General features: G+C 67.8%; 32 protein-coding genes. 19 read left to right on the top strand and 13 right to left on the bottom strand.

Going from position 1 to position 26,031, the window contains the following annotated elements:
- Window positions 1-16: 16 nt before the first annotated feature.
- From QN239_RS25140 to QN239_RS25150, 3 genes are all read left to right on the top strand, one after another.
- On the top strand, window positions 17-1,654 hold the full coding sequence (locus QN239_RS25140) for an acyl-CoA carboxylase subunit beta (RefSeq protein ID WP_187098586.1): 1,638 nt from the start codon (window positions 17-19) through the stop codon (window positions 1,652-1,654).
- A 62-nt stretch (window positions 1,655-1,716) separates the two neighbouring features.
- Window positions 1,717-1,965, top strand: a complete 249-nt coding sequence (locus QN239_RS25145; protein ID WP_499016961.1) for an acyl-CoA carboxylase subunit epsilon — start codon at window positions 1,717-1,719, stop codon at window positions 1,963-1,965.
- Window positions 1,966-1,971: 6 nt separating this feature from the next.
- The gene (locus QN239_RS25150; protein WP_499014536.1) at window positions 1,972-2,619 is read left to right on the top strand and encodes a Maf family protein; all 648 of its coding nucleotides are present in this window, start codon (window positions 1,972-1,974) and stop codon (window positions 2,617-2,619) included.
- A gap of 3 nt (window positions 2,620-2,622) precedes the next feature.
- On the opposite strand, the gene QN239_RS25155 is transcribed toward QN239_RS25150, so the two are convergent.
- Window positions 2,623-3,525: a DUF4333 domain-containing protein gene (locus QN239_RS25155; RefSeq protein ID WP_499014538.1), complete on the bottom strand. Its 903-nt coding sequence runs from the start codon at window positions 3,523-3,525 to the stop codon at window positions 2,623-2,625.
- On the opposite strand from QN239_RS25155, the gene QN239_RS25160 reads away from it, so the two are divergent.
- The 7 genes from QN239_RS25160 to QN239_RS25190 all read left to right on the top strand — a co-directional run bounded on the left by QN239_RS25160 (window position 3,524) and on the right by QN239_RS25190 (window position 10,068).
- Window positions 3,524-3,679, top strand: a complete 156-nt coding sequence (locus QN239_RS25160) for a hypothetical protein (protein WP_499014540.1) — start codon at window positions 3,524-3,526, stop codon at window positions 3,677-3,679. The two genes, QN239_RS25155 and QN239_RS25160, sit on opposite strands and share 2 nt — an antisense overlap.
- A gap of 13 nt (window positions 3,680-3,692) precedes the next feature.
- Window positions 3,693-4,577 carry a sulfurtransferase gene (locus tag QN239_RS25165; protein ID WP_187098582.1) on the top strand — a complete coding sequence of 295 codons (885 nt, stop codon included), beginning with the start codon at window positions 3,693-3,695 and terminating at the stop codon, window positions 4,575-4,577.
- Complete coding sequence (locus tag QN239_RS25170; protein ID WP_499014542.1) at window positions 4,574-4,993, top strand: SufE family protein; 420 nt, start codon at window positions 4,574-4,576, stop codon at window positions 4,991-4,993. The genes QN239_RS25165 and QN239_RS25170 overlap by 4 nt, the downstream gene beginning before the upstream one ends.
- 204 nt (window positions 4,994-5,197) lie before the next feature.
- The gene (locus QN239_RS25175; protein WP_499014544.1) at window positions 5,198-6,634 is read left to right on the top strand and encodes a hypothetical protein; all 1,437 of its coding nucleotides are present in this window, start codon (window positions 5,198-5,200) and stop codon (window positions 6,632-6,634) included.
- A 236-nt stretch (window positions 6,635-6,870) separates the two neighbouring features.
- The gene (locus QN239_RS25180; RefSeq protein WP_499014545.1) at window positions 6,871-8,664 is read left to right on the top strand and encodes an acetyl/propionyl/methylcrotonyl-CoA carboxylase subunit alpha; all 1,794 of its coding nucleotides are present in this window, start codon (window positions 6,871-6,873) and stop codon (window positions 8,662-8,664) included.
- A gap of 85 nt (window positions 8,665-8,749) precedes the next feature.
- Window positions 8,750-9,082, top strand: coding sequence for a hypothetical protein (locus tag QN239_RS25185; protein WP_090355912.1), 333 nt, complete (start codon window positions 8,750-8,752; stop codon window positions 9,080-9,082).
- Window positions 9,079-10,068: a malate dehydrogenase gene (locus tag QN239_RS25190; RefSeq protein WP_499014547.1), complete on the top strand. Its 990-nt coding sequence runs from the start codon at window positions 9,079-9,081 to the stop codon at window positions 10,066-10,068. Before QN239_RS25185 ends, QN239_RS25190 begins: the two co-directional genes overlap by 4 nt.
- Here the strand turns inward: QN239_RS25190 and QN239_RS25195 are convergent.
- Window positions 10,065-10,601: a nucleotidyltransferase family protein gene (locus tag QN239_RS25195; protein WP_499014549.1), complete on the bottom strand. Its 537-nt coding sequence runs from the start codon at window positions 10,599-10,601 to the stop codon at window positions 10,065-10,067. The genes QN239_RS25190 and QN239_RS25195 overlap by 4 nt on opposite strands.
- A 33-nt stretch (window positions 10,602-10,634) precedes the next feature.
- Here QN239_RS25195 and QN239_RS25200 point away from each other — a divergent pair, with 33 nt between their 5' ends.
- The 5 genes from QN239_RS25200 (at window position 10,635) to QN239_RS25220 (ending at window position 15,264) form a co-directional block, all read left to right on the top strand.
- Window positions 10,635-12,539 carry a PbuX/PucJ/PucK family nucleobase permease gene (locus tag QN239_RS25200; RefSeq protein ID WP_090355920.1) on the top strand — a complete coding sequence of 635 codons (1,905 nt, stop codon included), beginning with the start codon at window positions 10,635-10,637 and terminating at the stop codon, window positions 12,537-12,539.
- Between the two features lie 26 nt (window positions 12,540-12,565).
- The gene (uraD, locus tag QN239_RS25205) at window positions 12,566-13,033 is read left to right on the top strand and encodes a 2-oxo-4-hydroxy-4-carboxy-5-ureidoimidazoline decarboxylase (RefSeq protein ID WP_499016962.1); all 468 of its coding nucleotides are present in this window, start codon (window positions 12,566-12,568) and stop codon (window positions 13,031-13,033) included.
- 19 nt (window positions 13,034-13,052) lie between these two features.
- A complete protein-coding gene (gene uraH, locus QN239_RS25210; RefSeq protein ID WP_499014550.1) occupies window positions 13,053-13,370 on the top strand; it encodes a hydroxyisourate hydrolase in 318 nt (105 codons plus the stop codon).
- A gap of 2 nt (window positions 13,371-13,372) precedes the next feature.
- Window positions 13,373-14,272 carry a factor-independent urate hydroxylase gene (pucL, locus tag QN239_RS25215; RefSeq protein ID WP_499014552.1) on the top strand — a complete coding sequence of 300 codons (900 nt, stop codon included), beginning with the start codon at window positions 13,373-13,375 and terminating at the stop codon, window positions 14,270-14,272.
- Window positions 14,273-14,823: 551 nt separating this feature from the next.
- A complete protein-coding gene (locus QN239_RS25220) occupies window positions 14,824-15,264 on the top strand; it encodes an STAS domain-containing protein (protein ID WP_234901159.1) in 441 nt (146 codons plus the stop codon).
- On the opposite strand, the gene QN239_RS25225 is transcribed toward QN239_RS25220, so the two are convergent.
- The gene (locus QN239_RS25225) at window positions 15,235-15,957 is read right to left on the bottom strand and encodes a SigB/SigF/SigG family RNA polymerase sigma factor (protein WP_499014554.1); all 723 of its coding nucleotides are present in this window, start codon (window positions 15,955-15,957) and stop codon (window positions 15,235-15,237) included. The two genes, QN239_RS25220 and QN239_RS25225, sit on opposite strands and share 30 nt — an antisense overlap.
- Before the next feature lie 26 nt (window positions 15,958-15,983).
- Window positions 15,984-16,421 carry an ATP-binding protein gene (locus QN239_RS25230; RefSeq protein ID WP_090356303.1) on the bottom strand — a complete coding sequence of 146 codons (438 nt, stop codon included), beginning with the start codon at window positions 16,419-16,421 and terminating at the stop codon, window positions 15,984-15,986.
- 248 nt (window positions 16,422-16,669) lie between these two features.
- Here QN239_RS25230 and QN239_RS25235 point away from each other — a divergent pair, with 248 nt between their 5' ends.
- Entirely contained in the window at window positions 16,670-17,476 is an 807-nt protein-coding gene (locus tag QN239_RS25235; RefSeq protein ID WP_499014556.1) for a DoxX family protein, read from the top strand.
- 2 nt (window positions 17,477-17,478) lie between these two features.
- The gene (locus tag QN239_RS25240) at window positions 17,479-18,477 is read left to right on the top strand and encodes an iron-containing redox enzyme family protein (protein ID WP_499014558.1); all 999 of its coding nucleotides are present in this window, start codon (window positions 17,479-17,481) and stop codon (window positions 18,475-18,477) included.
- Here the strand turns inward: QN239_RS25240 and QN239_RS25245 are convergent.
- The 9 genes from QN239_RS25245 to QN239_RS25285 form a co-directional block, all read right to left on the bottom strand.
- Window positions 18,463-18,669 (bottom strand): CDGSH iron-sulfur domain-containing protein, encoded by a 207-nt coding sequence (locus QN239_RS25245; RefSeq protein WP_090355937.1) that lies wholly within the window; start codon window positions 18,667-18,669, stop codon window positions 18,463-18,465. The two genes, QN239_RS25240 and QN239_RS25245, sit on opposite strands and share 15 nt — an antisense overlap.
- Complete coding sequence (locus QN239_RS25250) at window positions 18,666-19,649, bottom strand: LLM class F420-dependent oxidoreductase (RefSeq protein WP_499014559.1); 984 nt, start codon at window positions 19,647-19,649, stop codon at window positions 18,666-18,668. The genes QN239_RS25245 and QN239_RS25250 overlap by 4 nt, the downstream gene beginning before the upstream one ends.
- 28 nt (window positions 19,650-19,677) lie before the next feature.
- Complete coding sequence (locus QN239_RS25255; RefSeq protein ID WP_499014561.1) at window positions 19,678-20,193, bottom strand: DUF6328 family protein; 516 nt, start codon at window positions 20,191-20,193, stop codon at window positions 19,678-19,680.
- Window positions 20,194-20,207: 14 nt separating this feature from the next.
- On the bottom strand, window positions 20,208-20,363 hold the full coding sequence (locus QN239_RS25260; RefSeq protein ID WP_090355945.1) for a DUF6131 family protein: 156 nt from the start codon (window positions 20,361-20,363) through the stop codon (window positions 20,208-20,210).
- Between the two features lie 21 nt (window positions 20,364-20,384).
- Window positions 20,385-20,612: a hypothetical protein gene (locus QN239_RS25265; protein ID WP_090355948.1), complete on the bottom strand. Its 228-nt coding sequence runs from the start codon at window positions 20,610-20,612 to the stop codon at window positions 20,385-20,387.
- A gap of 273 nt (window positions 20,613-20,885) precedes the next feature.
- The gene (gene usfY, locus QN239_RS25270) at window positions 20,886-21,194 is read right to left on the bottom strand and encodes a protein UsfY (RefSeq protein WP_167157372.1); all 309 of its coding nucleotides are present in this window, start codon (window positions 21,192-21,194) and stop codon (window positions 20,886-20,888) included.
- A gap of 117 nt (window positions 21,195-21,311) precedes the next feature.
- Window positions 21,312-21,659, bottom strand: coding sequence for a hypothetical protein (locus QN239_RS25275; RefSeq protein WP_167160777.1), 348 nt, complete (start codon window positions 21,657-21,659; stop codon window positions 21,312-21,314).
- Between the two features lie 52 nt (window positions 21,660-21,711).
- Window positions 21,712-22,032 carry an ArsR/SmtB family transcription factor gene (locus tag QN239_RS25280; RefSeq protein ID WP_167157370.1) on the bottom strand — a complete coding sequence of 107 codons (321 nt, stop codon included), beginning with the start codon at window positions 22,030-22,032 and terminating at the stop codon, window positions 21,712-21,714.
- Window positions 22,029-22,457, bottom strand: coding sequence for an SRPBCC domain-containing protein (locus QN239_RS25285; RefSeq protein ID WP_499014563.1), 429 nt, complete (start codon window positions 22,455-22,457; stop codon window positions 22,029-22,031). Before QN239_RS25285 ends, QN239_RS25280 begins: the two co-directional genes overlap by 4 nt.
- 126 nt (window positions 22,458-22,583) lie before the next feature.
- On the opposite strand from QN239_RS25285, the gene QN239_RS25290 reads away from it, so the two are divergent.
- A complete protein-coding gene (locus QN239_RS25290; protein WP_499014565.1) occupies window positions 22,584-23,387 on the top strand; it encodes an FAD binding domain-containing protein in 804 nt (267 codons plus the stop codon).
- Entirely contained in the window at window positions 23,384-25,987 is a 2,604-nt protein-coding gene (locus tag QN239_RS25295) for a molybdopterin-dependent oxidoreductase (protein ID WP_499014567.1), read from the top strand. Before QN239_RS25290 ends, QN239_RS25295 begins: the two co-directional genes overlap by 4 nt.
- Window positions 25,988-26,031: the final 44 nt, after the last annotated feature.

Raw genomic sequence — 26,031 nt, forward strand, 5'->3', positions numbered from 1 at the left:
CGTTAATATCGGGACCATGACGAGCGTTACCGATCCTCCCGCACCGGCCGCCCCGCACGTAATCGATATCCACACCACCGCCGGCAAATTGGCTGACCTGCGCAAGCGCGCCGAGGAGGCAAAGCACCCCGTCGGCGAGGCAGCCGTCGAGAAGGTGCACGCGAAGGGCAAGCTGACCGCTCGCGAACGCGTGCTGGCACTGCTCGACGAGGGGTCGTTCGTCGAACTCGACGCGCTGGCCAAGCACCGCAGCACCAACTTCGGACTGGCCGAGAACCGGCCGGTCGGCGACGGTGTGGTGACCGGTTACGGCACCATCGACGGCCGCGACGTGTGCATCTTCAGCCAGGACGCCACGGTGTTCGGCGGCAGCCTCGGCGAGGTGTACGGCGAGAAGATCGTCAAGGTCCAGGAGCTGGCCATCAAGACCGGCCGCCCGCTGATCGGCATCAACGACGGCGCCGGTGCCCGCATCCAGGAGGGTGTGGTCTCGCTCGGCCTGTACAGCAAGATCTTCCGCAACAACATCCTCGCCTCCGGCGTCATCCCGCAGATCTCGCTGATCATGGGTGCCGCGGCCGGCGGCCACGTCTACTCCCCCGCCCTGACCGACTTCATCGTCATGGTCGACCAGACCAGCCAGATGTTCATCACCGGCCCGGACGTCATCAAGACCGTCACCGGCGAGAACGTCACCATGGAGGAGCTCGGCGGCGCGCACACCCATATGGCCAAGTCGGGCACCGCGCACTATGTCGCCTCCGGCGAGCAGGACGCCTTCGACTACGTCCGCGATCTGCTGAGCTACCTGCCGTCGAACAACTACGCCGATCCGCCGCGCTTCCCGGCGCCGCCGCACCCGGGCGCCATCGAGGACAACCTCACCGCCGAGGATCTCGAGCTCGACACGCTGATCCCGGATTCGCCCAACCAGCCCTATGACATGCACGAGGTCATCTCGCGCATCCTCGACGACGACGAGTTCCTCGAGGTGCAGGCCGGGTACGCGGGCAACATCGTCATCGGCTACGGCCGGGTGGACGGCCGCACCGTCGGCATCGTCGCCAACCAGCCCACCCAGTTCGCCGGCTGCCTGGACATCAACGCCTCCGAGAAGGCGGCCCGGTTCATCCGGACGTGCGACTGCTTCAACATCCCGATCGTGCTGCTGGTCGACGTGCCGGGCTTCCTGCCGGGTACCGACCAGGAGTACAACGGCATCATCCGCCGCGGCGCCAAGCTGCTGTACGCCTACGGCGAGGCGACGGTCGCCAAGGTCACCGTGATCACCCGTAAGTCCTACGGCGGCGCGTACTGCGTCATGGGATCCAAGGACATGGGCGCCGACGTGGTGGTGGCATGGCCGACCGCGCAGATCGCCGTGATGGGCGCCTCGGGTGCGGTGGGCTTCGTGTACCGCAGCCAGCTCAAGGACGCCGCCGCCAAGGGCGAGGACGTCGACGCGCTGCGGCTGGAGCTGCAGCAGGACTACGAGGACACCCTGGTGAACCCGTACGTCGCAGCCGAGCGTGGTTATGTCGACGCGGTCATCCCGCCGTCGCACACCCGCGGCTATGTGGCCACCGCGCTGCGGCTGCTGGAGCGCAAGATCAGCACGATCCCGCCGAAGAAGCACGGGAACATTCCACTGTGAGCGGCGCGAACGATTCAGCTCCTGTGAGCGGCGCGAATGATTCAGCTCCTGTGAGCGGGGAGATCTCGGTGCCCGAGCCCGAAACTGCAGAGACCGCCACGCACGAGCCCCACATCAATGTGCTCAAGGGCAACCCGACCCCGGAGGAGCTCGCCGCCCTGATCGGCGTGCTGTCCGCGGCGGGCGGCGGGCCGGTGGACACCACCCCGCCGGCGCACGACCTCTGGGGCCATCCGGTGGACAAGCTGCGTTATTCGATCCACAGCTGGCAGAGGGTCACGCTGCTGGAGCGGTCCCATATGCGGCGCTGAGCGCCGATGACTCGGGTGGTGCTCGGCTCCGCGTCCTCGGGCCGGCTCGGCGTGCTGCGCCAGGCCGGTATCGAACCGGTGGTGCTGGTCTCCGATGTGGACGAGGACGCCATCCTGGCGTCCCTGCCGGGCGCGCCCGCCGCGGAGGTGGTGCTGGCCCTGTCCAGCGCCAAAGCCGACCGGGTGGCCGGATCGCTGGATGCCGAGACGGCCGCGGATTGCGTGGTGATCGGCTGCGATTCGATGCTCGAAGTCGACGGCCGGCTGCGCGGCAAACCCGGCAGCATCGAGGCGGCCCGGGCGCAGTGGCAGTCCTGCGCGGGCCGTCCTGCGATCCTGCACACCGGGCATAGCGTCCTGCATGTGCGCGACGGCCAGGTCGTCGGCCGAGGCATCCAGACGGCCTCCACCACAGTGCATTTCGCAGACCCCGAACCCTCCGACCTGGAGGCCTACCTGGCCAGCGGCGAGCCACTCTGGGTAGCGGGCGGGTTCACCCTCGATGGCCTCGGCGGTTGGTTCGTGGACCGCATCGAGGGTGATCCGTCGAACGTGATCGGGCTGAGCTTGCCCTTGCTGCGCACCATGCTGGCGCGGCTGGGGCTGAGCGTGGCGCACCTTTGGACCGCCAATCCGGCGCCACAGCGCAGCTGAAAATTACTGCGCTGGAAGCACTTTGAAGGTGGCGCTGCCGTTCACCACCGACGCCACCACCAGCAGGTAGTTCTGGCCCCGGCCCGCGGTCACCGCGGTGCACGGCAACGTGGCGCCGACGGAGATGGGCATGTCACCGGCGCAGCTGGCCGAATCCGGGGCCTGGCCGGTTTGCCGCAACTGAGCAAGCAACGCGCCTTCGGCGACAGCCTTGGGCAGCGTCGCGCCCAGGCCACCGTTGGGCGCCAGCACCGGGCCGCCACCGGGCCCCGGCGGCGGCGGGGTGCCCGTCGGCGGCTGCGCCGGATCACTCCCCTGGGCCGCCGCCAGTCCGTAGTCCATCGCCAGGCCCTGCACCTTGGTGACCACCACCGCCTGCCGGGTGGCCGCGCCCGCGACGGTGACATTGCAGTACGCCGTCGCCCCCACCTTGCCGTCCAGGTCCGATTCGCAAGTCACCGCGTCCGGGGCGGTCTGGGTCGAACGATTGACCATGTCGGCGACCGACACCGCGAGTTGGCTCTTGCTCACCGACGGTGTCATCGCGTAGTTCACCTCGCTGCCTTTGACGCCCGTCACCGCGATGGCGATCTGGAAACTGTTCACCGCACTGACGGTGACATCGCAACGGACCGACTGCCCGACCTGGCCGATCAGATCTTGCGGGCAGGCCACCGACTGTGGGGTCACCCCGGAGCGGGCGAGTTGCTCGACGACCACCTTCTGCAGCGCCTCTTTGGCCACCCTCGGGCCGCTCGCGGGCTGACCGGGCGCGCCGCTGGTCGTCGTCTGCGTGCCATTGGCGGCGGGCTGCCCGGGCACCGTGCTGGTGCAGGCGGCGATCACCGCGCAGGTCGCCACCGCCGCGATCCCGGCACCTGTTACTCGGATCACTCTCACGCCCATGGCCGCCCATTGTGCCCTGACCGTCGGCCGCACCGGTGAGCCGACCGCCCACCGGTGCGCGGCGCGAGAAATCGGTGACTTCGGGCAGTCCCCCGGCTCGCTGTCGGCGGCCCACCTGGATCAGGCCTGTCCTCCCGCGCATCACGCTGCGTGAGTAGGCTCGGAGCGTGCCATTAGCCGCAGATCCCGATCCTGCCCTCGCCGCCTACGCCCACCCGGAACGCCTGGTCACCGCTGACTGGCTGTCGGCCAACCTGGGCCGCCCCGGGCTCGCCATCGTCGAGTCCGACGAGGACGTGCTGCTCTACGACACCGGCCACATCCCGGGTGCGGTGAAGATCGACTGGCATGTCGACCTCAACGATCCGACCGTCCGCGATTACATCGATGGCGCCCAATTCGCCGACCTGATGAACCGCAAGGGCATCTCGCGCGAGGACACCGTCGTGATCTACGGCGACAAGAGCAACTGGTGGGCCGCGTACGCACTCTGGGTGTTCACCCTCTTCGGGCATCCCGACGTGCGCCTGCTCGACGGTGGCCGCGACCTGTGGGTCTCGCACGGCCGGGACACCTCGCTGGAGGTACCCACCAAGCAGACCACCGGATATCCGACGGTGGAACGCAATGACAGCCCCATCCGGGCGTACCGCGACGATGTCCTCGCCGCGCTGGGCACCCAACCGCTCATCGATGTCCGGTCCCCGCAGGAGTACACCGGCGAGCGCACCCACATGCCCGACTACCCGGAGGAAGGCGCCCTGCGCGGCGGCCACATCCCGACGGCGGTGTCGATCCCCTGGGCCAAGGCCGCCGACGAGAGCGGCCGGTTCCGCAGCCGCGCCGAACTGGAGAAGCTCTACGGTCACCTCGGTGCCGACGACAAGACGATCGTGTACTGCCGCATCGGCGAGCGGTCCAGCCACACCTGGTTCGTGCTGACCCACCTCCTGGGGCTGCCCGGGGTACGCAACTACGACGGTTCGTGGACCGAATGGGGCAACGCCGTGCGGGTGCCGGTGGCGGTGGGAGAAGAGCCCGGTTCGGTATGAGCGCGATGCCCTCCGCACTCGCCGAGGTGGTCGCCGAGTTCGGTGAGATGACGGGCCAGGACAAGCTTGCGCTGCTGCTGGAGTTCGCCAATGAGCTGCCACCCCTGCCCGCCCACCTCGAAGAGGCGGCGATGGAGCCGGTTCCCGAATGCCAGTCACCGTTGTTCCTCGATGTGGACGCGGCCGACCGGGACAACGTGCGCCTGTACTTCAGCGCACCGGCCGAGGCCCCGACCACCCGGGGCTTCGCCGCCATCCTCGCGGCGGGGCTGGACGGCCAGTCGGCATCCGCCATCCTGGCCGTGCCCGACGACTTCTACGCCGATCTGGGGCTGGCCGCGTTGATCAGCCCGCTACGTCTGCGCGGGATGTCCGCCATGCTCGCCCGGATCAAACGGCGCCTGCAAACGGCGTGAGTCCGCTTCGCTGAGCCCTCGTCCCCGGCCGGCGCGCTGAGCCCGTACGGTGCGGCTACTCATGAAATACACAGCGAGTGGCAATATTGACGCTTCCGTCATGCCAGAATGCTCCATGAGCGCAGGTTTTGGCAAAGATGCCGCCCGCTTACGGCAGCAGCCGGACGCAAGACGAGGAAGCAATCACGAAAGGTCCCCGCCTTCATGGACCGGCAACACAGAGACGTCATCCTGTACGAACTCAACGAGGTCCCCTGGGATGTCGTGGAGATCTACGTCAACAGGCGCCCGGAGTCGAATATCGCCACGCTCCTGCGGGAGGGGCAATCGCTGACGACCGTACACGAGGACCGCGAAGAGCATCAGGGCCTGCAACCGTGGCGCACCTGGCCGACGCTGCACATGTCGACCTACGACCACAATTCCTTTGACCTGGGGCAGGACCCGACGACGTTCCGCGGCGAACCGATCTGGGACGTCGCCGAGAAGGCCGGCCTGTCGGTCGGCGTGTTCGGCCCCATGCAGAGCTGGCCGGCCCGTCGGTTCCGGCACGGCGGCTTCTATATCCCGGACACGTTCAGCCGGGATGCCAAGACGTTTCCGCCCACCTTGGAGAGCTTCCAGACGTTCAACCTGGCGATGACGGGCGAGAACGGGTTCTCCCCTGACGCCGCCATGCACCCCAAGGCGCTGGCAGCAACCGCGGCCGCCCTCGTGCGGCAGGGTCTGACCCCGCGCTCCATGGCCACTCTGGGCACCCATCTGGTCAAAGAGCGCGTCGACCCCCGCTACAAGGCGTTCCGTTCGGCGATGCAGGCGCCGCTGAGCTTCGACCTGTTCTGGAAACTGCACCGCACGCACCAGCCGCGCCTGAGTGTGTTCTTCACCAACCACGTGGCCGGCATGATGCACCGCTTCTGGGGTGACAGCATGCCCGGGTACACCGAGCGGTTCGAGTACACCTCCGATGAGGTGTACGGCAGCTTCATCATCGCGGCGATGGATATCGCAGACCGGCAGATCGGACGCATTCGCAAGTACCTGGCCAAGAATCCGAACTCGATGCTCGTCGTCTCGGCGAGCATGGGCCAGGGACCGGTCGCGGTACCCGAACTCAGCGACCACATGCACGTCGTCGAGGACTACACCTTGCTCGCCGAGTCGCTGGGACTACGCCCCCTCGGCCCGGGGCTGGCGATGTATCCGATGGTGTCGCTGGTGTTCGACACCGAGGACGATGCCCGCGCGGCTGGGCCGCCGCTGGAGTCGGTGTCCGTCGAAGGCAAGGGCCCGCTCTTCGCGCGTATCCGAGTCGAGGGCAAGACGGTGACCTTCGGCATCGATTACATGCTGGGCTGCGACGACTCCGCCATGTTGCGCTTCCGCCCCGGCAACGGCGAGTCGGGCGAGGTCGTCGCCCCGCCGGAGAAGCTGGGCCTCGCCCGGCAACCCCGGATCGGCGGCATCAACACCGGCTACCACATCCCGGAGGGAATCCTGATCGCCGCGGGCGCCGGCATCGCACCCGACCCGTCGCGCAAAGAGGTGGATGTGCTCGACGTGGCACCGTCACTGCTCGCCAATGTCCTGGGCGTGGAGCCCGCCGCATCGATGCAGGGCATCCCGTCGTTGTTCGCCTGATTGTCCCCACCCCGTGCCGGCGGTGCCCCGAGCGGGCGCCGCCGGCGGCGTATCGGGGCCGACCTGCGCAGCAGGTCAACGTACTCGCCAGTAACTACATGTGTTTACCGAAATGGCAACGGTGGCTTGACAATTTTTCGGGGTGCCGACTCGCCACCCCCGGAATTGGACGCATACACTTCGCCCGATAGATTCTTAAAGACGTTTCTTAGAGATACCTGCCATCAGGAGGCGCAGTGCCCAATCACGCCAGCTCGAAAATCTCCAAGGTGCTTGTCGCCAACCGCGGGGAGATCGCTGTCCGTGTGATCCGTGCCGCCAAGGACGCCGGGCTGACCAGCGTGGCCGTCTATGCCGAGCCCGACGCCGACGCGCCGCACGTGCGGCTCGCCGATGAGGCGTTCGCGCTGGGCGGCCAGACCTCGGCCGAGTCCTATCTGGTGTTCGAGAAGCTCCTCGACGCCGCCGCCAAGTCCGGCGCCAACGCGATCCACCCCGGTTACGGCTTCCTCTCCGAGAACGCCGACTTCGCCCAGGCCGTCCTGGACGCCGGCCTGATCTGGATCGGCCCGAGCCCGCAGTCCATCCGCGATCTCGGCGACAAGGTCACCGCACGGCACATCGCCGCGCGCGCACAGGCCCCGCTGGTGCCCGGCACCCCGGACCCGGTCAAGGACGCCGACGAGATCCTCGCCTTCGCCAAGGAGTACGGCCTTCCCATCGCCATCAAGGCCGCCTTCGGCGGTGGCGGCCGCGGCATGAAGGTGGCCCGCACGCTCGAAGAGATCCCCGAACTGTTCGAGTCGGCCACCCGTGAGGCCGTCGCCGCCTTCGGCCGCGGCGAGTGCTTCGTCGAGCGCTACCTGGACAAGCCGCGCCACGTCGAGGCCCAGGTCATCGCCGACACCCACGGCAACGTGGTCGTCGCCGGTACCCGCGACTGCTCGCTGCAGCGCCGCTTCCAGAAGCTGGTCGAAGAGGCCCCCGCGCCGTTCCTCACGGACGCGCAGCGCAAGGAGATCCACGAGTCAGCCAAGCGCATCTGCAAGGAGGCCGGTTACTACGGTGCGGGCACCGTCGAGTACCTGGTCGGCCAGGACGGCCTGATCTCCTTCCTCGAGGTCAACACCCGCCTGCAGGTGGAACACCCGGTCACCGAGGAGACCTCGGGTATCGACCTGGTGCTGCAGCAGTTCAAGATCGCCAACGGCGAAGCCCTCGACATCACCGAGGATCCGACCCCGCGCGGGCACTCCTTCGAGTTCCGGATCAACGGTGAGGACGCCGGCCGCGGCTTCCTGCCCGCCCCCGGGCCGGTGTCGAAGTTCGAGCCGCCGACCGGCCCCGGCGTGCGCATGGATTCCGGCGTGGAGACCGGCTCCGTCATCGGCGGGCAGTTCGACTCGATGCTGGCCAAGCTGATCGTCTCGGGTGCCACCCGCGAGGAGGCCCTGGCCAGGAGTCGCCGAGCCCTCGCTGAATTCCATGTCGAAGGCCTCGCGACCGTCATCCCGTTCCACCGTGCGGTCGTGAGCGACCCGGCGTTCATCGGTGACGGCGAGAAGTTCGACGTGCACACCCGCTGGATCGAGACCGAGTGGGACAACACCGTCGAGCCGTTCACCGCCGGCGAACCGCTGGATGAGGAAGACAACCTGCCCCGCCAGAAGGTGGTCGTCGAGGTCGGCGGACGCCGCCTCGAGGTCTCGCTGCCGGGCGATCTCGCCCTGGGCGGCGGCGGTGGCGCCGCGGCCGGGGTGATCCGTAAGAAGCCCAAGCCGCGCAAGCGGGGTGCCTCCGGCGCCACGGCCGCGTCCGGCGACTCGGTCACCGCTCCGATGCAGGGCACCGTGGTGAAGGTGGCCGTCGAAGAGGGCCAGACCGTCGCCGCCGGCGACCTGGTCGTGGTGCTGGAAGCCATGAAGATGGAGAACCCGGTGACCGCGCACAAGGACGGCACCATCACCGGGCTGGCCGTCGAGGCCGGTGCCGCCATCACCCAGGGCACCGTGATCGCCGAAATCAAGTAATTCGTTCACGCCGAGTGGCCACCTGTGGCACGGATTCCGGTGAATCCTGTGCCGCACGTGGCCATTCGGCATTCTGGGGAGTCATATGGAGCCGGTAGAGATCAACAACGGCCAGTGGTACCTGCGCGGTCTGCGCTGCGATGACCGGGTCGACGACCGGCCGGCGCTGGCCGACCTCGGTGAGGTCGACCTGGACTACGTGCACGACGCCGAGGACGGCTGGGCCGACGACACGCGCTACACCTGGGCGGTGTGCGAGCCGACCACCGGCGAGTTGCTCGCCGAAGTCGTCCTCGACCCCGTCACCGGATACCTGCACAGCCGCGGCCGCCCCGGCTTCGAGGACGCCGCCGTGATGTCGGAGGACACCGTCCGGCGGTACGCGGAGATGGTGCTCGGCCTGGAAGTCCACACGTGAGCACGCCGGCGAAAGTGGTCACGGTGACCGGCGCCGCCGGCCAGATCGGCTACGCCGCCCTGTTCCGCATCGGCGCCGGCGCTCTGCTCGGCCGCGATGTGCCCGTCACCCTGCGGCTGCTGGAACTGCCCGGCGCGATCCGGGCCGCCGAGGGTGTGGTGATGGAACTCGTGGACAGCGCCTTCGATCTGCTGGTCGACATCGAGATCCACGACGATCCCGTGCGCGCTTTCGACGGTGTCGACGTCGCCCTGCTGGTGGGTGCGCGGCCGCGCAGCAAGGGAATGGAACGAGCCGACCTGCTGGCCGCCAACGCCGCGATCTTCGCCGAGGCGGGCAAGGCGCTGAACTCCGGCGCGGGCAGTGATGTACGCATCGTGGTGGTCGGCAATCCCGCCAACACCAACGCCCTGGTCGCCTCCGCGCACGCACCCGACATCCCGGCGAGCAGATTCACCGCGCTGACCCGACTCGACCACAACCGGGCAGTCGCCGCGCTGGCCGACCACGCCGGGGTGCACGTCACCGAGGTCTCCCGGGTGACGGTATGGGGCAACCACTCCCCGACCATGTACCCGGACATCTTCCACGCCGAAGTGGGCGGCCGTCCCGGTGCCGAGTTCGCCGCCGACACCGATTGGCTGGCAAAGGATTTCATCCCGACGGTGGCCACCCGCGGCACCGCCATCATCGAGGCCCGCGGCACCTCCTCGGCGGCGTCGGCCGCCAACGCCGCCATCGACCACGTCCGCGACTGGGTGGACGGCACCGACCCGGCGGACTGGACGTCGGTCGCGCTGCCGTCACCCGGCGTCTACGGCATCCCCGAGGGTGTGGTGGCCTCCCTGCCGGTCCGCGCGATCGACGGCGCGTGGCAGATCGTCGAGGGCTTGGACATCAACGAGTTCTCCCGCGCGCGCATCGACGCCTCGGTGGCCGAGCTGCTCGACGAGCGGTCCGCGGTGGAACGACTGGGCCTGCTCTAAGGCTCATCGACATCGGCGCCGGTGCCGAGGTCGGCGCACTCGACGTCGACCACATCGGAGCGTCCCCGCAGGAACGGGCCCGCCCCGGTGTCCCCGTGCGCGGCGGCCAGCATCTGCGGCCAGAACCGGCGCGCGATCACCACCGGGTGACCGGGCCGGCCCGCGTACACCGCCCGGGCGAGCCCCGTCTCGGCGGCCGCGGCCAGCACCCGGCGCACCGCGCCCGCACCGATATCCGGAGTGTCCACCAGCGTGATGACCGCCAGCTCGGCGTCCACTGCCCCGATCCCCGCACGCAACGATGCCGAAAGCCCGTCGGCCCAGTCGTCGGCCACCACCGCGCGCGCCGGCGCGGGCACCGGCACCACCGCCGCGCCCAGCACGACGACGATGTCCCGGCAGCCGCCGTCGCGCAGCGCCGTAACGGCCGCGCTCAGCCAACTCCCCTGTTCGGCAAGTACTTTCGGCATTCCGTACCGAGTTCCCGCACCGGCGGCCAGCAGTACGCCGGCCGCGACATCAGAACTCGACATGCGAACAGTGTGAACGTGAACGATTCTTGAACGATGACGGCCCCGACAAAAAAGCCGCAAGCCAAGCGCACGCACCCCGTCGACGAGGTGCTGCCGGTCCCCAAGCTTGCGCTGTACGGCTTCCAGCACGTGGTGGCGTTCTACGCCGGCGCGGTGCTGGTCCCGATCATCATCGCCGGCGCGATCAACCTACCGGCCGAAGACCTGGTCAAACTCATCACCGCCGACCTCTTCACCTGCGGGATCGCCTCGATCATCCAGGCGGTGGGCTTCTGGAAGGTCGGGGTCCGGCTACCGCTGCTGCAAGGCGTCACATTCGCCGGGGTGTCCCCCATCATCGCGATCGGGCTGGCCCATGGCGGCGGCGCGGCCAGCCTGCTGTACGTGTACGGGGCGGTGATCGTCGCCGGTGTCTTCACGTTCCTCATCGCGCCGATCTTCATCAAACTGCTCAAATTCTTCCCGCCGGTGGTGACGGGAACGTTGATCACCATCATCGGGCTCTGCCTGGTCCCGGTCGGCGCCATGGACGCCGTTACCAATCCGCACACGCACAAGACCGACCCGACGAACATCCGGTGGTTCCTCTACGCGCTGGGCACCATCGCGATCATCGTCGCCATCCAGCGCCTGTTCCGCGGGTTCGTGGCCACCATCGCGGTGCTGCTCGGACTGGTGATCGGCTGCACGGTCGCCTTCCTGCTCGGCGATATGAGCTTCGACAAGGTGGGCCAGGCGGCCGCGTTCGGCTTCACCCCGCCGTTCCTGTTCGGCATGCCCAAGTTCGACTTCGTCGCGTGCCTGACCATGATCATCGTGCTGCTGATCACCGCCGTGGAGTCGACCGGTTCGACGATCGCCACCGGCGAGATCGTCGGCAAGCGCATCAAGGCCTCCGATATCGGCAACGTGCTGCGCGCCGACGGGGTGGCCACCGCCATCGGCGGCATCTTCAACTCGTTCCCCTACACCGCGTTCTCCGAGAACGTCGGCCTGGTACGACTGACCGGCGTCAAGAGCCGCTGGGTGGTGGCGGCCGCCGGTGTCATCATGATCATCCTGGGTTTCCTGCCCAAGGTCGCCGCCGTCGTCGCGTCGATCCCCAACCCGGTGCTCGGCGGCGCGGCGCTGACGCTGTTCGCCACCGTCGCCGTCGTGGGCATCCAGACACTGGGCAAGGTCGACTTCACCGACCACCGCAACCTGATCATCGTCACCACCAGCCTGGCGCTGGCACTGTGGGTCACCTCGTACCCCGATATCGCCAAGGCGATGCCCACCGGCCTGGATCTCATCTTCGGCAGCGGGATCAGCATCGGCGCGGTGGCCGCCATCGTGCTCAACATCGTGTTCTTCCATACCGGGTCGCGCGGGCCCCGGGTGGCCGGTGGCGGGTCCATCACCTTGACCGAGGTGAACGCCATGACCGCGGAACGGTTCACCGAAGTGTTCGGTCATGTGGTCCAGGACGTGCCGTGGGCGGTTGAGCGGGCCTACCAGCAGCGCCCCTTCGCCGATACCTTGGCGCTGCGGGAAGCCTTCCAGGATGCCGTGCTCACCGGCTCGTCCGAGCAGCAGATCGAACTGCTCAACGCCTTCAACGATCTGGGCGCCGAGGACGAGACCGGACACGCCCTGGCCGTCGACCACGTGGCGCTGTCCAATCTCGACGAGTCCGACCACAATGACGTCGTGGAATTGGCGACCGCGTACCGCGAGCACTTCGGTTTCCCGTTGATCATCTGCGCCAAGGAAACCGAGCATTTCGACCGGGTGCTGCGCAACGGATGGTCCCGGATGGACAACTCCGACTCCGCCGAGAAGGCGTTCGCGCTGATCGAGGTCGCCAAGATCGCCAACTACCGGTTCACCGATCTGGTGGCCGACGCCAACCCGATCGCCGCGGCGCGTTTCAGCCGCTTCAACGAACTGTCGTGAAGGCGATCGGCCTGGACGGCTTCAACATGCTGACCGACCGACAACGCATGCATGCCCTGTTCGAGGTGTGCAGCTCGACCATCTGGGCCCGCCGGGTGCTCGCGGGGGCACCGTTCCCGGACACCCAGGCGCTGCTCGATCGCGCCGACCGGGTGCTCGCCGAGCTGCCCGACGCCGAGATCGACGCGGCTCTGGACGGACATCCGCGGATCGGCGGCAAGGTGGACAATGCCGCGTCCGCGCGTGAGCAGGCCGGGGTGGCGTGCGCCGGTGACGAGGTGAAACAGGCTCTGGCCGAAGGCAACCGGGCCTATGAGGACAAGTTCGGCTATGTCTACCTGGTGTGCGCCAGTGGACGAACGGCCCAGGAACTGCTCGGCATTCTCACCGAGCGCCTGGACAACGATCCCGATACCGAACGCCGGGTGATGCGCAATGAGCTGGGCAAGATCAACCGGCTCCGGCTGGAGCGGCTCTTGAGCGAGCCGGCCTGATGGCGTCAGGATCGTCGTCATGACACACCTGAGCACCCATGTCCTCGACGCCGTGGCCGGGCGGCCCGCCGCCGGTATCGCCGTCACGCTCACCGACACCGCCGGTGCCGTGCTGGCCACCGCGCGCACCGACGCCGACGGCCGGGTGGCGGAGCTGGCCGCCGGGTTGGCGCCCGGTGTGTACCGGCTGACCTTCGACACCGCCGGCTACTTCGCCGGCGCACCCAGCTTCTACCCGGAGGTCGTCATCGCCTTCGAGGTCACCGACGGTGTTCCCAAATATCATGTACCACTGCTGCTTTCACCGTTCGCGTACTCCACCTACCGAGGAAGTTGACGATGTCGGAAATCATCCTGGGCAAGAATCAGTACGGTAAGGCCGAGAACCGGGTGGTCCGGATCTACCGGGACACACCCCGCCACGAGATCCACGACATCAACGTATCCACCTGCCTGCGTGGCGATTTCACCGCAGCTCACCTGGTCGGCGACCAGTCCGACGTGTTGCCCACCGACACGCAGAAGCAGACCGCCTACGCCTACGCCAAGGAGAAAGGCCTGCTGTCCATCGAGGACTACGGTTTGACCCTGGCCCGGCACTTCGTGCACGATGTCGCGCCGGTGCAGGCCGCCCGGATCGAGATCGAGGAATACGCTTGGGAGCGCGCCATTGTGGACGGCGCCGAACACGACCACACCTGGATCCGCAAAGGCCAGGAGGTCCGCACCGCCGCCATCACAGTGGACGCCGACGGCGAGTACGTCGTCGGCGGCCTCAAGGATCTGATCGTCCTGAAATCGACGGGATCGGAGTTCGCCGGCTTCCTCAGCGATCCCTACACCATCCTGGAACCGACCCACGACCGGGTGATGGCCACCTCGCTGGTCGCCCAGTGGCGGTTCACCAGTACCGATGTCGACTGGGAGACGGTGTACGGCCAGATCAAGACGGCCCTGATCACGCAGTTCGCGGTCGTCCAGTCCCTGGCACTGCAGCAGACGCTGTTCCACATGGGGCGCGCCGTGTTGGAGGAGCACCCGCAGATCGCCGAGGTGCGGTTGTCGGCACCCAACAAACACCACTTCGTCTATGACCTGTCCCCGTTCGGGCTGGAGAACAACAACGAGGTGTTCAACGCCGACGACCGACCCTACGGGCTGATCCAGGCGACCGTGACCCGCGACGACGCCCCACCGGCCGGCCCGGCCTGGGACCTGCAACAAGGCTGGCTGGCCTGACCTGGGGCGGTGCGCCGCCCGGCGTTTGCTGTCCCCGTTGCCTCGCGGTCGCCCGCTGTGCGTCCTGGCAGAACGTTCCGACGAAACCGCCTCGCCACCGCGGCAGCACCCTTTGCCACGCGCACCACCGGCCACGGCCGACACCCGAATCCGCACCCCGATCGACCCGCCCCGCCGGCCCGGGTCGCGGCTGCCCGCAGTAACGAAATAGGTTCTGCAGCAACCAGATTCGATTCCCACACCGAGGCCGACGAGGCCCGTCCCGATACCGCGGTGGCGTCCATGCGCCCCACACACCGGAACACGCGCCGAGGTGACCACGGAATCCGCAGGTCGGGCCGGTGACGCGAATCGAACTCGGGCAGATCGATTGTCCGGTTCGGCCAAGTGGCGTAGTGTCAGGGCGAGGTTGAGTTCACAGCCTGAAGCGAACGTCATTGACGTGGAGGACAACTAACAAGGTCCTGCACCCTGGGGCCTGGTCCCCACGGGTCTTGAACTATTTGGCGTGACCACAGTACGAATCACGTATTCCGACTGATGGAGTCACCATGCACAACCTGACTTTGCCTACCGCGAGGCGGAACTCCGCCTCCAATATCACCGAATCCGATATGGCGGCCTACTGCACCAAGTGGCTGGCCCCGTCGAGCGCCGTGCTCTCGGTATTCGGGGAGATCGACGCGGCCAACTGCCGAGAGTTCGCCGACTACGTCTTCCTGCACCTCCCCCATGTCCGCGAACTGGTGCTCGACCTGACCGGCGTGGAGTTCTTCGGTACGGCGGCCTTCTCCGCCGTGCACACGCTGGGCGTACGAGCGGCGGGCGAAGGGATCGACTGGACGGTCGTGCCCAGCCACGCGGTGACACGGCTGCTGCGGATCTGCGATCCCGAGAACGCGCTGCCGCTCGAAGAGTCCGTCGCAACGGCACTGCTGCGACTGCGCCGAGACCCCTCTGATCTAGTTGAGGTCGTCGCGAAGTCGCGCTAGCGATCTCGCCAGCAGGCGCGATACGTGCATCTGCGAGACGCCGATGCGTTCGGCGATCTGCGTCTGTGTCATGTTCTCGAAGAAGCGGAGCACCAGAACCGTTCGTTCGCGATCGGGCAGGGAATCCAGCAGGGGGCGTAAGGACTCGCGATTGTCCACCTGTTCCAGGGCAAGGTCCTCGGTGCCCAGCGTGTCGCCGATGGACGGCGCGTCGTCGTCACCGCCACTGCCGCTGTCGATCGACAAGGTGTTGTAGGAACTCCCCGCCACCAGGGCCTCGACCACCTCTTGGCGGTCGATATCGAGCTCGGCGGCGAGTTCGGTGGCGTTGGGGGCCCGGCCCAGACGCTGCGCCATCTCCGCGGTCACCCCGCCGATCCTGACATGCAGTTCCTTGAGCCGGCGGGGCACCTTGACCGACCAGCCGTTGTCCCGGAAATGGCGACGCACCTCGCCCATCACGGTCGGCACCGCGAACGACGCGAAGTCCGATCCCGCGGTGACATCGAAGCGGTTGACCGCATTCACCAGCCCCATCCGCGCGACCTGAACGAGGTCCTCATGGGATTCGCCGCGACCGCCGAAGCGGCGGGCGATGTGATCGGCCAGGGGTAGACAACGCTCGACGATCCGTTCACGTTGCCGGGCGAACTGAGTGGAGCCCTCAGGAAGCGCCCGGAGTTCACGGAACATGTCGAGGACGTCCGTGTATTCCGAGCTCACTGCAGCAGGCCCACTCGCCTTGCGGTCAAAGAGATCCCGACCACGTGCCCACCGCTCACGTGCTGGCCGTCCACGAAAGTCCGGACATCGGACACCAACGAACGCAGCACGTGCCAGCTGAAGCTGTCGGGGGCGACGACGGCGTCGTCACCCTCGCACGTGGTCGATGCGTGGACCGTCACGGCCTCGTCGCCGGGATCGATCTGCACGGCCAAGACGGAATCCGGCGCGGCAGAACGTATCAGCCGGGTGCAGGCCTCATCGACAGCCAAGCGCAGGTCGGCGACGGAGTCGATATCGAGGTCCTCGAACGTCGCGGCGGCGGCCACGAGCGTGCGCAGCACCGCAAGATTCTCCAGCCTCGCGGCCACCCGGAGTTCCACAGACCGGTCGCCGGAAACCGGCACGCCGTCGTCGCCGCTGTTCCCAGTCATCTGACCTCCCGGGGTATCTGCACGGAGGCTACCCCACATCGTTATACCGTCGATCAATTGCCCTACACCGCCTGGCGTGCGTGACCCGATGGCCCGGCGGGTACTCGATCCTCGTCATCCTCGGCCCGATGGCCTGACCATGCCATGGCGGTGTCATACCCGGCTCGCCAGGATTCAAACGCCGGTGCGAGATTTGTCCGGCCGGCGCGGGATGTTTCGGCGCCGACCGTGCCGGGAATCCCGGTGCCATGTTGCTGCGTAGAGTCGCCCGTCCGTTACTGTCCGTCGCCTTCATCGGCCAGGGCGTCGAGACCCTGCTGGACACCAAGTCCGCCTCCGATATCGTCCGCCCGACCCTGGAAGGGCTGCAGACCCTGCCCGACCCGGTGGCACAGAAGGTCCCGTCCGACGCCGTCACCGTGGCGCGGGTCAATGCCGGTGTACAGATCGGGGCGGGGCTGCTGCTGGCCACCGGTCGCATTCCCCGGGTCGCCTCGGGACTGCTGGCCCTGACGGTCGTCCCGGGCAATCTGGGCGACCATATGTTCTGGAAGGAGACCGATCCGGAACGCAAGGCCGTCAAGCGCCGTGGATTTCTCACCGATCTCAGCCTGATCGGCGGGTTGGTGCTCGCCTCCGCCGACACCGCGGGCAAGCCGTCGCTAGGATGGCGCGGCCGACGAGCCGCACGGCGGGTCTCGGAGGCTGTGAGCGCCGCACTGCCGGGCGCCGACAGCGGCCTTGAGTCCGAACTCGCCGACAAGGTGGGCCACGGTCTGCAGATCGGCGCCGAGCGCCTACAGGTCGGGGCCGAGCGTGGCCGCGATCTCGCCGCCACGGCGTTGGAGAAGAGCGCGCCGGTGGCCAAGAAGGCCCGCCGCCGGGGCACCGAGTTGGCCGAGATCGCCATCGATCGTGCCGCCCCGCTCGCCGAGAAGGCCCGCCGCAAGGGCAGCGAACTCGCCGAAACGGCCTACGAGCAAGCCGAATCCGCTTTCGAGCAGGGTGGCGATCAACTCGCGTCCGGATGGCACCGACTGCGCCAGCAGATCTGACGATGGGCACCATCACGCGTGGACTGCCCAAGGCGGTAGGTCCGCTGTCCCAAGCCGTGCTCGACCACCTGACCGGCGAGCGACCGCTGTCCGGCGTCGCCGATATCACGCTGTCCGACTCCGATCCGGCCGGGATGGACCTGCACTACGCGTTACACCTCTGCTACGAACTGTTCTATCGCGGGTTCGACGGTGTGAGCGACGACTTCGAGTGGGATCCGACTCTGTTGGCGTTGCGAGGTCGGCTGGAGGACATCTTCCTGACCGATATCCGGCGCGGGGTCGGCGATCTCACCGGCGTGACGGCCGCCGCCGAGATGGACCGGCTGTCGCTGGAACCCGTTGAGGGAAGCGGTCCTTCGCACTTCCTCCTGACCCGGGGCAGTTGGGACCAGATGCGCGAGTACTTCGCCCATCGGTCCATCTACCACCTCAAAGAGGCGGATCCGCATGCCTGGGTGATTCCCCGGCTGGTCGGACAAGCCAAGGCGTCGTTCGTCGCCGTCGAATTCGACGAGTACGGCGGCGGCCGCGGTTCACAGGTGCATCAACGGCTCTTCGCCGACCTGATGACGGACGCCGGTCTGGACGCCGGCTATCTGGCCTACCTGGAGGCCGTGCCGGCCGAAACCCTCGCCGTCGTGAACCTCATGTCGATGTTCGGCTTACACCGTGCGCTTCGGGGTGCCACCGTCGGGCATTTCGCGGCCACCGAGATCACCTCGCCACCCGGTGCGCAGCGGATCGCCGATGCGCTGGACCGGATGAGCGCCCCCGAGGCGTGCACCCGGTTCTACCTCGAGCACGTCGAGGCGGATGCCGTGCACGAGCAGGTGGTGCGCAACGATGTCGTCGCCGACCTGCTGCGCCGCGAACCGCATCTGGAATCCGATGTGGTGCTCGGTATCAGAGCCTTCGAACTGGTCGAGGACCGGTTGGCCGATCATCTGATGAAGTGCTGGAGCGACAAACGAACCTCACTGCTGTCACCGCTGCGCTGATTTCCGGATTCGTTTGCGGTGACTGGTATCGCACAGCGGATAGGTGCGCGATCTGCGGCACGCGCAGATCGCCACCTTGAACCGTTCCGATTCGACCACCTGGCCGTCGGGCAGCTCGATGGACACCGGTCCGTCGACGATCACCGGGCCCCCGGGAATCACCTGCACGATGTTGCGGTCGGGCGCGCTCATCCCAACTCCGCGCGCAACGCGGCAAGCAGCGGCTCGGCGGCCTCGGACAGGAACTGATCCTGCGTCTCGCCGCCGACCTGGACCAGCGCCACGTCGGTGAATCCCGCGTCCCGGTAGGGCCTGACCGCGTCCACGATCGCATCCAGGTCGGGTCCGCACGGGATGCTGTCGGCGACGTCCTCGGGCCGGACGAACTTGCTCGCCGCGGCGAACCCGGCCGTCGTCGGCAGGTCGGCATTGACCGACCAGCCGCCGCCGAACCACCGGAACTGTTCGTGCGCACGCTGTATCGCCTTCTCCCGGTCGGGATCCCAGCACACCGGCACCTGGCCCACCGCCCGACCCTCGGGCATTCCGATCGCCCGGCGGCGACGACGCCACGTCTCGACGACGTCGCCGTCGGGCGCGGTATCGATGAGGTGGTCGGCGAAATCGGCCAGCTTCTCGACCGACTTCTCTCCGGTCATCGACACCGCCAGACCGACCGGCACGTCGGGGATGTCCCACAGCCGTGCCGAATCCACCTCGAAGTAGTCGCCGCGGAAGTCGACCAGCTCACCGCTCATCAGCTCCCGGATGATCTTGATGGCTTCGGCCAGCATGTCGATTCGCCGGCCCACGGTCGGCCAGTCCTTTCCCACGACATGCTCGTTGAGATTCTCGCCACTGCCCAGACCGAGGGTGAACCTGCCATCGGCGAGGATCTGCAGGGTGGCGGCCTGTTGAGCGACCACGGCGGGGTGATACCGGATGGTCGGGCAGGTCACGTAGGAGTACAGGCTGACCTGGTGCGTCACGTGGGCGACCGCACCCAGCACCGTCCACGCGTGCGGTGCGTGGCCCTGGGCCGCCAGCCACGGTGAGAAATGGTCACTGCAGACCTCGAAGTCGAACCCGGCCTCCTCGGCGGACACCGCGTGGCGCACCAGGTCTTTCGGCCCGGCCTGTTCCGTCATGAGGGTGTACCCGAAGCTGGTCATGTCCTCCCAGATACCCGGGCCACCACCGTCACAAACTCGGCGGCGGCCCGCGCCGCAGCAGAAGCGGCAACACCAGCCACAGAGCGACCAAGGCCACCGCCGTGATGCCACCGGCCACCAGCCCGGCTCGGGTCCCCACGACCACGTCGAAGATCAACACAGCGACTCCGGCGAGAGCGAGGGCCAGCAGGATGAGACCGCAGCAGGCCAGTCGATGCGCACCGGACACGATGACATCGAGTCGGTGCTGACGGAACATCAAGCGGTGCATCCCTATCGGCGCCACCAAGAGAATCGTGGCGCCGACGGAGCACGCCACGGTCACCAGGTAGACGGTCCGCATCTGGTCGTCGAGACGGTCGAACCGATTCTGGAACGGCAGTGTCAGCAGCAGACCGGTGAGCAGCTGAACGCCGGTCTGGACCACCCGCAACTCCTGCAGCAGACTGGACCAATTACGGTCCAGCCGTTGGGTTGCCGTCTCACCGCGGGCCCGTGTGTCCCACCGTTGATCGCGCTCGGGATGGTCTACATCGGCGCCCATGGCAGGGCCGGGTTCTAGTACCAGGAGCGTCGGCCCGCGACCGGGCGGCCGATCGAACCCAGCAGCCAGAACACAGCGCCCACGACGAGGAGGATCACACCGACGACCCACAGGACGTAGACGTTGAGGACAAGCCCGAGAATGAGCAGGATCGCGCCCAGGACAATCATCAGTACCTCATTTCAGCAGTGTCACACGTGCGCCACGGACGACATGGCGCTCGGCTCGGGCAGGCGGCAGTTGACCACCTTGGGGTTGACGCCCGCGTAGTTCAGCGGTCCGGCGAGCACGGTGAGCCCGATCTGTCCCGCTGTCGCACAATTGGTTTGGCCGGTGTGGAAGTAGTCGCGCTGCCAGGCTGCCAGTACTCCGATCAGCAGCCAGACCAACACGATCGTGCCGACTAGTCCCCGGAACATGGAAGCCCTCCATCAGTCGAAATCAGTGAGAGGCGAGTACCCGATCGGCCACTCGGCGAAACCACGCCCGAGCGCGGGATACCGGACGGCTCGAAGGTTTGTGTCCGTCCGCCGCCGGGAAACCCGGGTCTGTGCGCGGCGAATGCCGCCGAGGAACGCCAGCGGGCAGAGCAACGCCGCTGACCCACTGGTCCGAGGGGAACGACCCAGCCCAGCAGTCACCCGCGAGGGGGCTGCTGGGCTGGGTCTTCTCCAGTCCGGGCAGCCGGGCGGTCAGCTGTTGGGATGCTGGCGTTTCGCTTCGGGATGTGCTGCATACCAACGTTCTTCGATCCGCCGCACTCGGCCGTGTTCCAGCGCGAGCCACAGCGCACCGATGAGCAGACCCGCACCCGACAACATGGCCATCGTCAGCCCGACGTCCAAATGCTGGGTCGCGAACGCGGCGAGACTCGCGACGAACAGCACCAACGCCACCCCGATCAGGATCAGCGCGGGCATGATGACGTTGTCTTTCATGGATTCACCGGCGTGCGGACGGGTGGTACGGGTGTGATCGACAGGATCTTTGGGGCCTTTCATGGCAACCCTCCTCCTCCCCCTCTACCACCCACAACTGCGCGGACGGTACAACGGGCATCTCTTAAGGGTAGATCCGCGGCACCGAAGAGGGAAGGCGCACGTGGGAGCCGCGGCGCGTCATGATCCCAGCACCGGCCCGGCCATCGCCGGCAGCCCCATGGTCAGGGTCAGCAGCATCAACAGCATGAGGAACCAACCCGCACCCTGCCACGCCCACCAGGTCTGATGCTGTTTCCAGGTCTGGTAGGTGCGCAGGAACGCGCGCAGCCCACCCACCATCAGGATCACCGGCGCACCGAGCGCCAAGGCGAGGCGCTGGGGCGGGCCACAGGCTGCCGAATCGGCGGTGGCGCCGTGACACGCCCCCACCAGCACGGCAGCCACGACCAGGAAGCTCACCCCTGCCACCGCGACGGCGAGGGCGAAGCGCGCCGCCGCGCGGACCTCGGCATCATCGGTATGCATGTCAGCGGCCATATCAGCCTGACTTCCTGATCTGAGCGGGCTGGTATCGACGTTACTCCCAGCCCTCTCCTTCGGCGATCCGCTTGATCGCGGCCAGCCTGCGGTCCCATTGCCGCCCGATGCGGTCCAATTCGGCGGCCAGCGCACTGAGCCTGGCGCCCAACGCGCGATAGCGGATCTCACGGCCGACGCGCACCGGTTCGACCAGCCCGGAGTCGGCCAGTACCGCGAGATGTTTGGCGATCGCCTGGCGGCTGACCGGCATCCGGGTGGCCAGCGCGCTGGCCGACAGGTCCTGCGCGCCGAGTTCGGTGAGGATCTGCCAGCGGGTTTCGTCAGCCAGCACACCCAGTACCACCGGGACGGCGGTCATGGCCTGGCCTGCACGAACTCCACCAGTTCGGCGAGTTCGGCGGTCCAGCCGCCGGCGTTGTCGGCATGGGCGGCCCCGGGGTCCTGCAGATCCTCGAAGCCCGTCTCGACCAGATCCAGCCGGGTGCCGCCGTCGATCTCGGTCAGCTCGAAACGCACCACCGTGGAATTGCCCGGGGCGGGCTCCACATCGGCGCTGTGCGCCCAGCGGTACACCAAAACCCTTGGGGCCTCGATATGTTCGACCACCACTCGATGCTTGCCGTGGTGTTCCCAGCCGAAGAACCCGGTGCCGCCGGGCACGGCGTCGAATTCGCAGGTATCGCCGAACCACTGGGCGATCAGGTCGGCATCGGTCAGTGCCGACCACACCCGCCCGATGGGGGCGCTGATATCGATGCTGCGGGTGATGACGAGTGCGTCCATGACTTCTCCTGAGAGGGTTCCCGAATGATATGCAACTTCAGAGTTGCATAAACTTCTCTCGAGTGCAACCCCCGGGTTGCATATGCTGCGCGTGCGCTCCGGGCTCCGCTTGATTACCGTCAACAGGTGGACCTCAACACCGTCGAGGTGATCGACTCCCCGCGGCACCGCGCCGAGCTGTGGCCGCTACGGCACGGCGACGCCGTGTTGGCCGGTGGCACGTGGCTGTTCTCCGAGCCGCAACCCCACCTGACCCGACTGGTCGATCTCGGCGGCCTCGGCTGGCCCGCGGTGACCCGTACCGACGACGGCGTGGAGCTGGCCGCCACCTGCACGGTCGCCGAGGTGTCCCGCCTGTCCCGGGAACTCGGCGTTCCCCTGCTGCACCAGTGCTGCACCGCGCTGCTGGCCTCGTTCAAGATCTGGCACACGGCCACCGTCGGCGGCAATCTCTGCCTGTCGTTCCCGGCCGGAGCGATGATCTCGATGATCTCGGCGCTGTCCGGAACGGTGACGGTCTGGCGGCCCGACGGGACCGAGTATCGCTGCCCGGTCGATGAATTCGTCACCGGCGAGGCCACGAATGTACTGGCCCCCGGTGAGATCGTGCGCGCGGTCCAACTGCCCGCACACGCGCTGCACGCGCGCCACGCGTTCCGCAAGCTGGCCCCGTCGCCGTTGGGCCGGTCCGGGGTGGTGGTCATCGGGCGCCACGACGCAGACGACAGGTTCGTGCTCTCGGTGTCTGCGGCGACGGTGCGCCCGTACACATTCGAGTTCACCGGGGTCCCCGGGCCCGGCGAGATACGGGGCGCGCACGCACAGATCCCCGACGGCGCCTGGACCGACGATGCCCATGGCGACCCGGACTGGCGGCGCGCAATGACGCTGGTGCTCGCGACGCAGGTCGCCGCGGAGCTCGCGCCGTGATCGTCAACGGTCAAGCAGCCGAGGACGATTTCCGCCCCGGCCAGTGCCTGCGGACCTTCCTGCGCGACCGCGGCCACTTCGAGGTGAAGAAGGGTTGCGACGCCGGCGACTGCGGCGCCTGCTCCGTGCTGGTCGACGGCACCGCGGTGCACTCCTGCGTGTACCCGGCGTTCCGGGCTGCCGGGCGTTCGGTCACCACGGTGGCCGGGCTGGGCACCCCGGAGGACCTCCACCCACTGCAGCGGGCCTTCGTCGACGCCGCAGGGTTCCAGTGCGGCTTCTGCACGGCCGGGATGATCACCACGGCGTCGACCCTCACCGAAGAGCAACTCGCCGACCTGCCCCAGCACCTCAAGGGAAACCTGTGCCGCTGTACGGGATACCGTGCGATCACCGACGCGCTCAGCGGCACGGTCAACACCGGTGACCACTCCCCCGGCGCTCCTGCGGGCTGCCGGGTGGTCACCGGGACCGAGCAGTACACCATGGATCACGCGCCCGCGGGGCTGCTGCATCTCGCCGTGCTGCGCAGTCCCGTCGCCCACGCCCGGATCGTGTCCATCGACACCTCAGCCGCGCAACGGGTTCCGGGGGTGGCGTTGATCCTCACCCACGCCGACAGTCCGGCCGTGGCGTTCTCGACCGCCCGGCACGAGGACCGCACGGATGATCCCGACGACACGGTGGTACTCGACGATACGGTCCGCTTCATCGGTCAGCGTGTCGCGGCCGTGGTGGCCGACAGCGTCGCGGCCGCCGAAAAGGCCTGCCGGGCCATCGCTGTCGAGTACGCCGAGCTGCCCGCGGTGTTCGACCCCGACGTGGCCCGCCGGCCCGGCGCGCCGGCCGTGCATGGCGACAAGGACCGGTCGGCCCGCATCGCCGACCCACAACGCAACATCGTCTCCGAATTGCACGGCGGGGTGGGCGATATCGGCGCCGGGATCGCGGCCGCCGAGCGCGCCGGCGGCGCGGTGGTGCGCGGGCGCTGGTTCACCCAGCGCATCCAGCACAGCCACCTGGAGACCCATGGCAGCACCGGCTGGATCGACGACGACGGCCGGCTGGTCATCCGCACCAGCTCCCAGGTGCCGTTCTTGGTGCGCGAGGAACTGTGTCACGTCTTCGGTCTGGATCGGTCGAAGGTGCGGGTGTTCACCCGCCGGGTGGGCGGCGGCTTCGGCGGGAAGCAGGAGATGCTGACCGAGGACATCGTGGCGCTGGCGGTGCTGCGACTGGGGCGTCCGGTGCGCTACGAGTTCAGCCGCACCGACGAATTCATCGCCGCCCCCTGTCGGCATCCCTACCGGGTGGACGCCACCGTGGCCGCCGGAGCCGACGGCATCCTCACCGCGATGTCGATCGACGTGCTGATGGATGCCGGCGCCTATGGCAACCACAGCCCGGGTGTCATGTTCCACGGCTGCGGTGAGTCGATGGCGGTATACCGCTGCGCCAACAAGCATGTCGACGCGCAGGCGGTCTACACCAACAACCTGCCGTCGGGCGCCTTCCGAGGCTACGGCCTGGGACAGGTGATCTTCGCCGTCGAATCCGCACTCGACGAGTTGGCGGCACAACTGGGCATCGATCCGTTCGACCTGCGCCGCCGAAATGTGATCATGCCCGGCGACGCGTTCGTCGATTCACATGTGGCCGAAGACGATCTGACCTTCGGCAGCTACGGTCTCGATCAATGCCTCGACCTCACCCAGGCCGCGCTGGTCCGCGGCAACGGGGCCACCGCGCCGGACGGCCCACAGTGGCGGGTCGGCGAGGGGATGGCCGTGGCGATGATCGCGACGATCCCCCCGCGGGGCCACTACTCAGACGCCTCGGTGTCGCTGGACGCCGACGGGATCTACACCTTGTCGGTCGGCACCGCCGAGTTCGGCAACGGCACCTCGACGGTGCACGTGCGGCTCGCGGCCGAGGCACTCGGGGTATCCGCCGACCGGATCCGGCTACGCCAGTCCGACACCGATGTCACCGCGTACGACACGGGGGCGTTCGGATCGGCGGGCACCGTGGTCGCCGGGCTGGCGGTGCAGTCGGCCTGCCGCGAATTACGCCAAGCTCTGGAGTCGGAAGCCGCGTCCGATTCCATGAAGCGCCCGTTGGTGGGCCACGGTCGGCACGAGGGCACCCCGCGTTCGGTGGCATTCAATGTGCACGGCTTCCGCGTCGCGGTGAACACCGAGACCGGCGAGGTGCGCATCCTGCAATCCGTCCAGGCCGCCGATGCCGGCGTGGTGATGAATCCGGAACAGTGCCGGGGCCAGGTGGAGGGCGGTGTGGCCCAGGCCATCGGCACGGCGCTCTACGAGGAGATGCGCGTCGACGGACAGGGCCAGGTGACCACCAAAGACCTGCGCAACTACCACATTCCGCAACTGGCCGACCTCCCCGTGACGGAGGTCTACTTCGCCGACACCTACGACAAGCTGGGCCCGCTCGGGGCCAAGTCGATGAGTGAATCGCCGTACAACCCGGTGGCGCCGGCACTGGCCAACGCGATCGCCCGGGCCTGTGGGGCGCGGATGTACCGGCTGCCGATGACGCCGGCGCGGGTATGGCGGGAGCTGCACGGCCCGTCCTAGTCGATGGGGGTTGTCGGTTCCCGCGGTTAGGCTGACGGCGTACC

It is taken from the genome of Mycolicibacterium sp. Y3, from assembly GCF_051188035.1.
GTDB lineage: Bacteria > Actinomycetota > Actinomycetes > Mycobacteriales > Mycobacteriaceae > Mycobacterium > Mycobacterium fluoranthenivorans.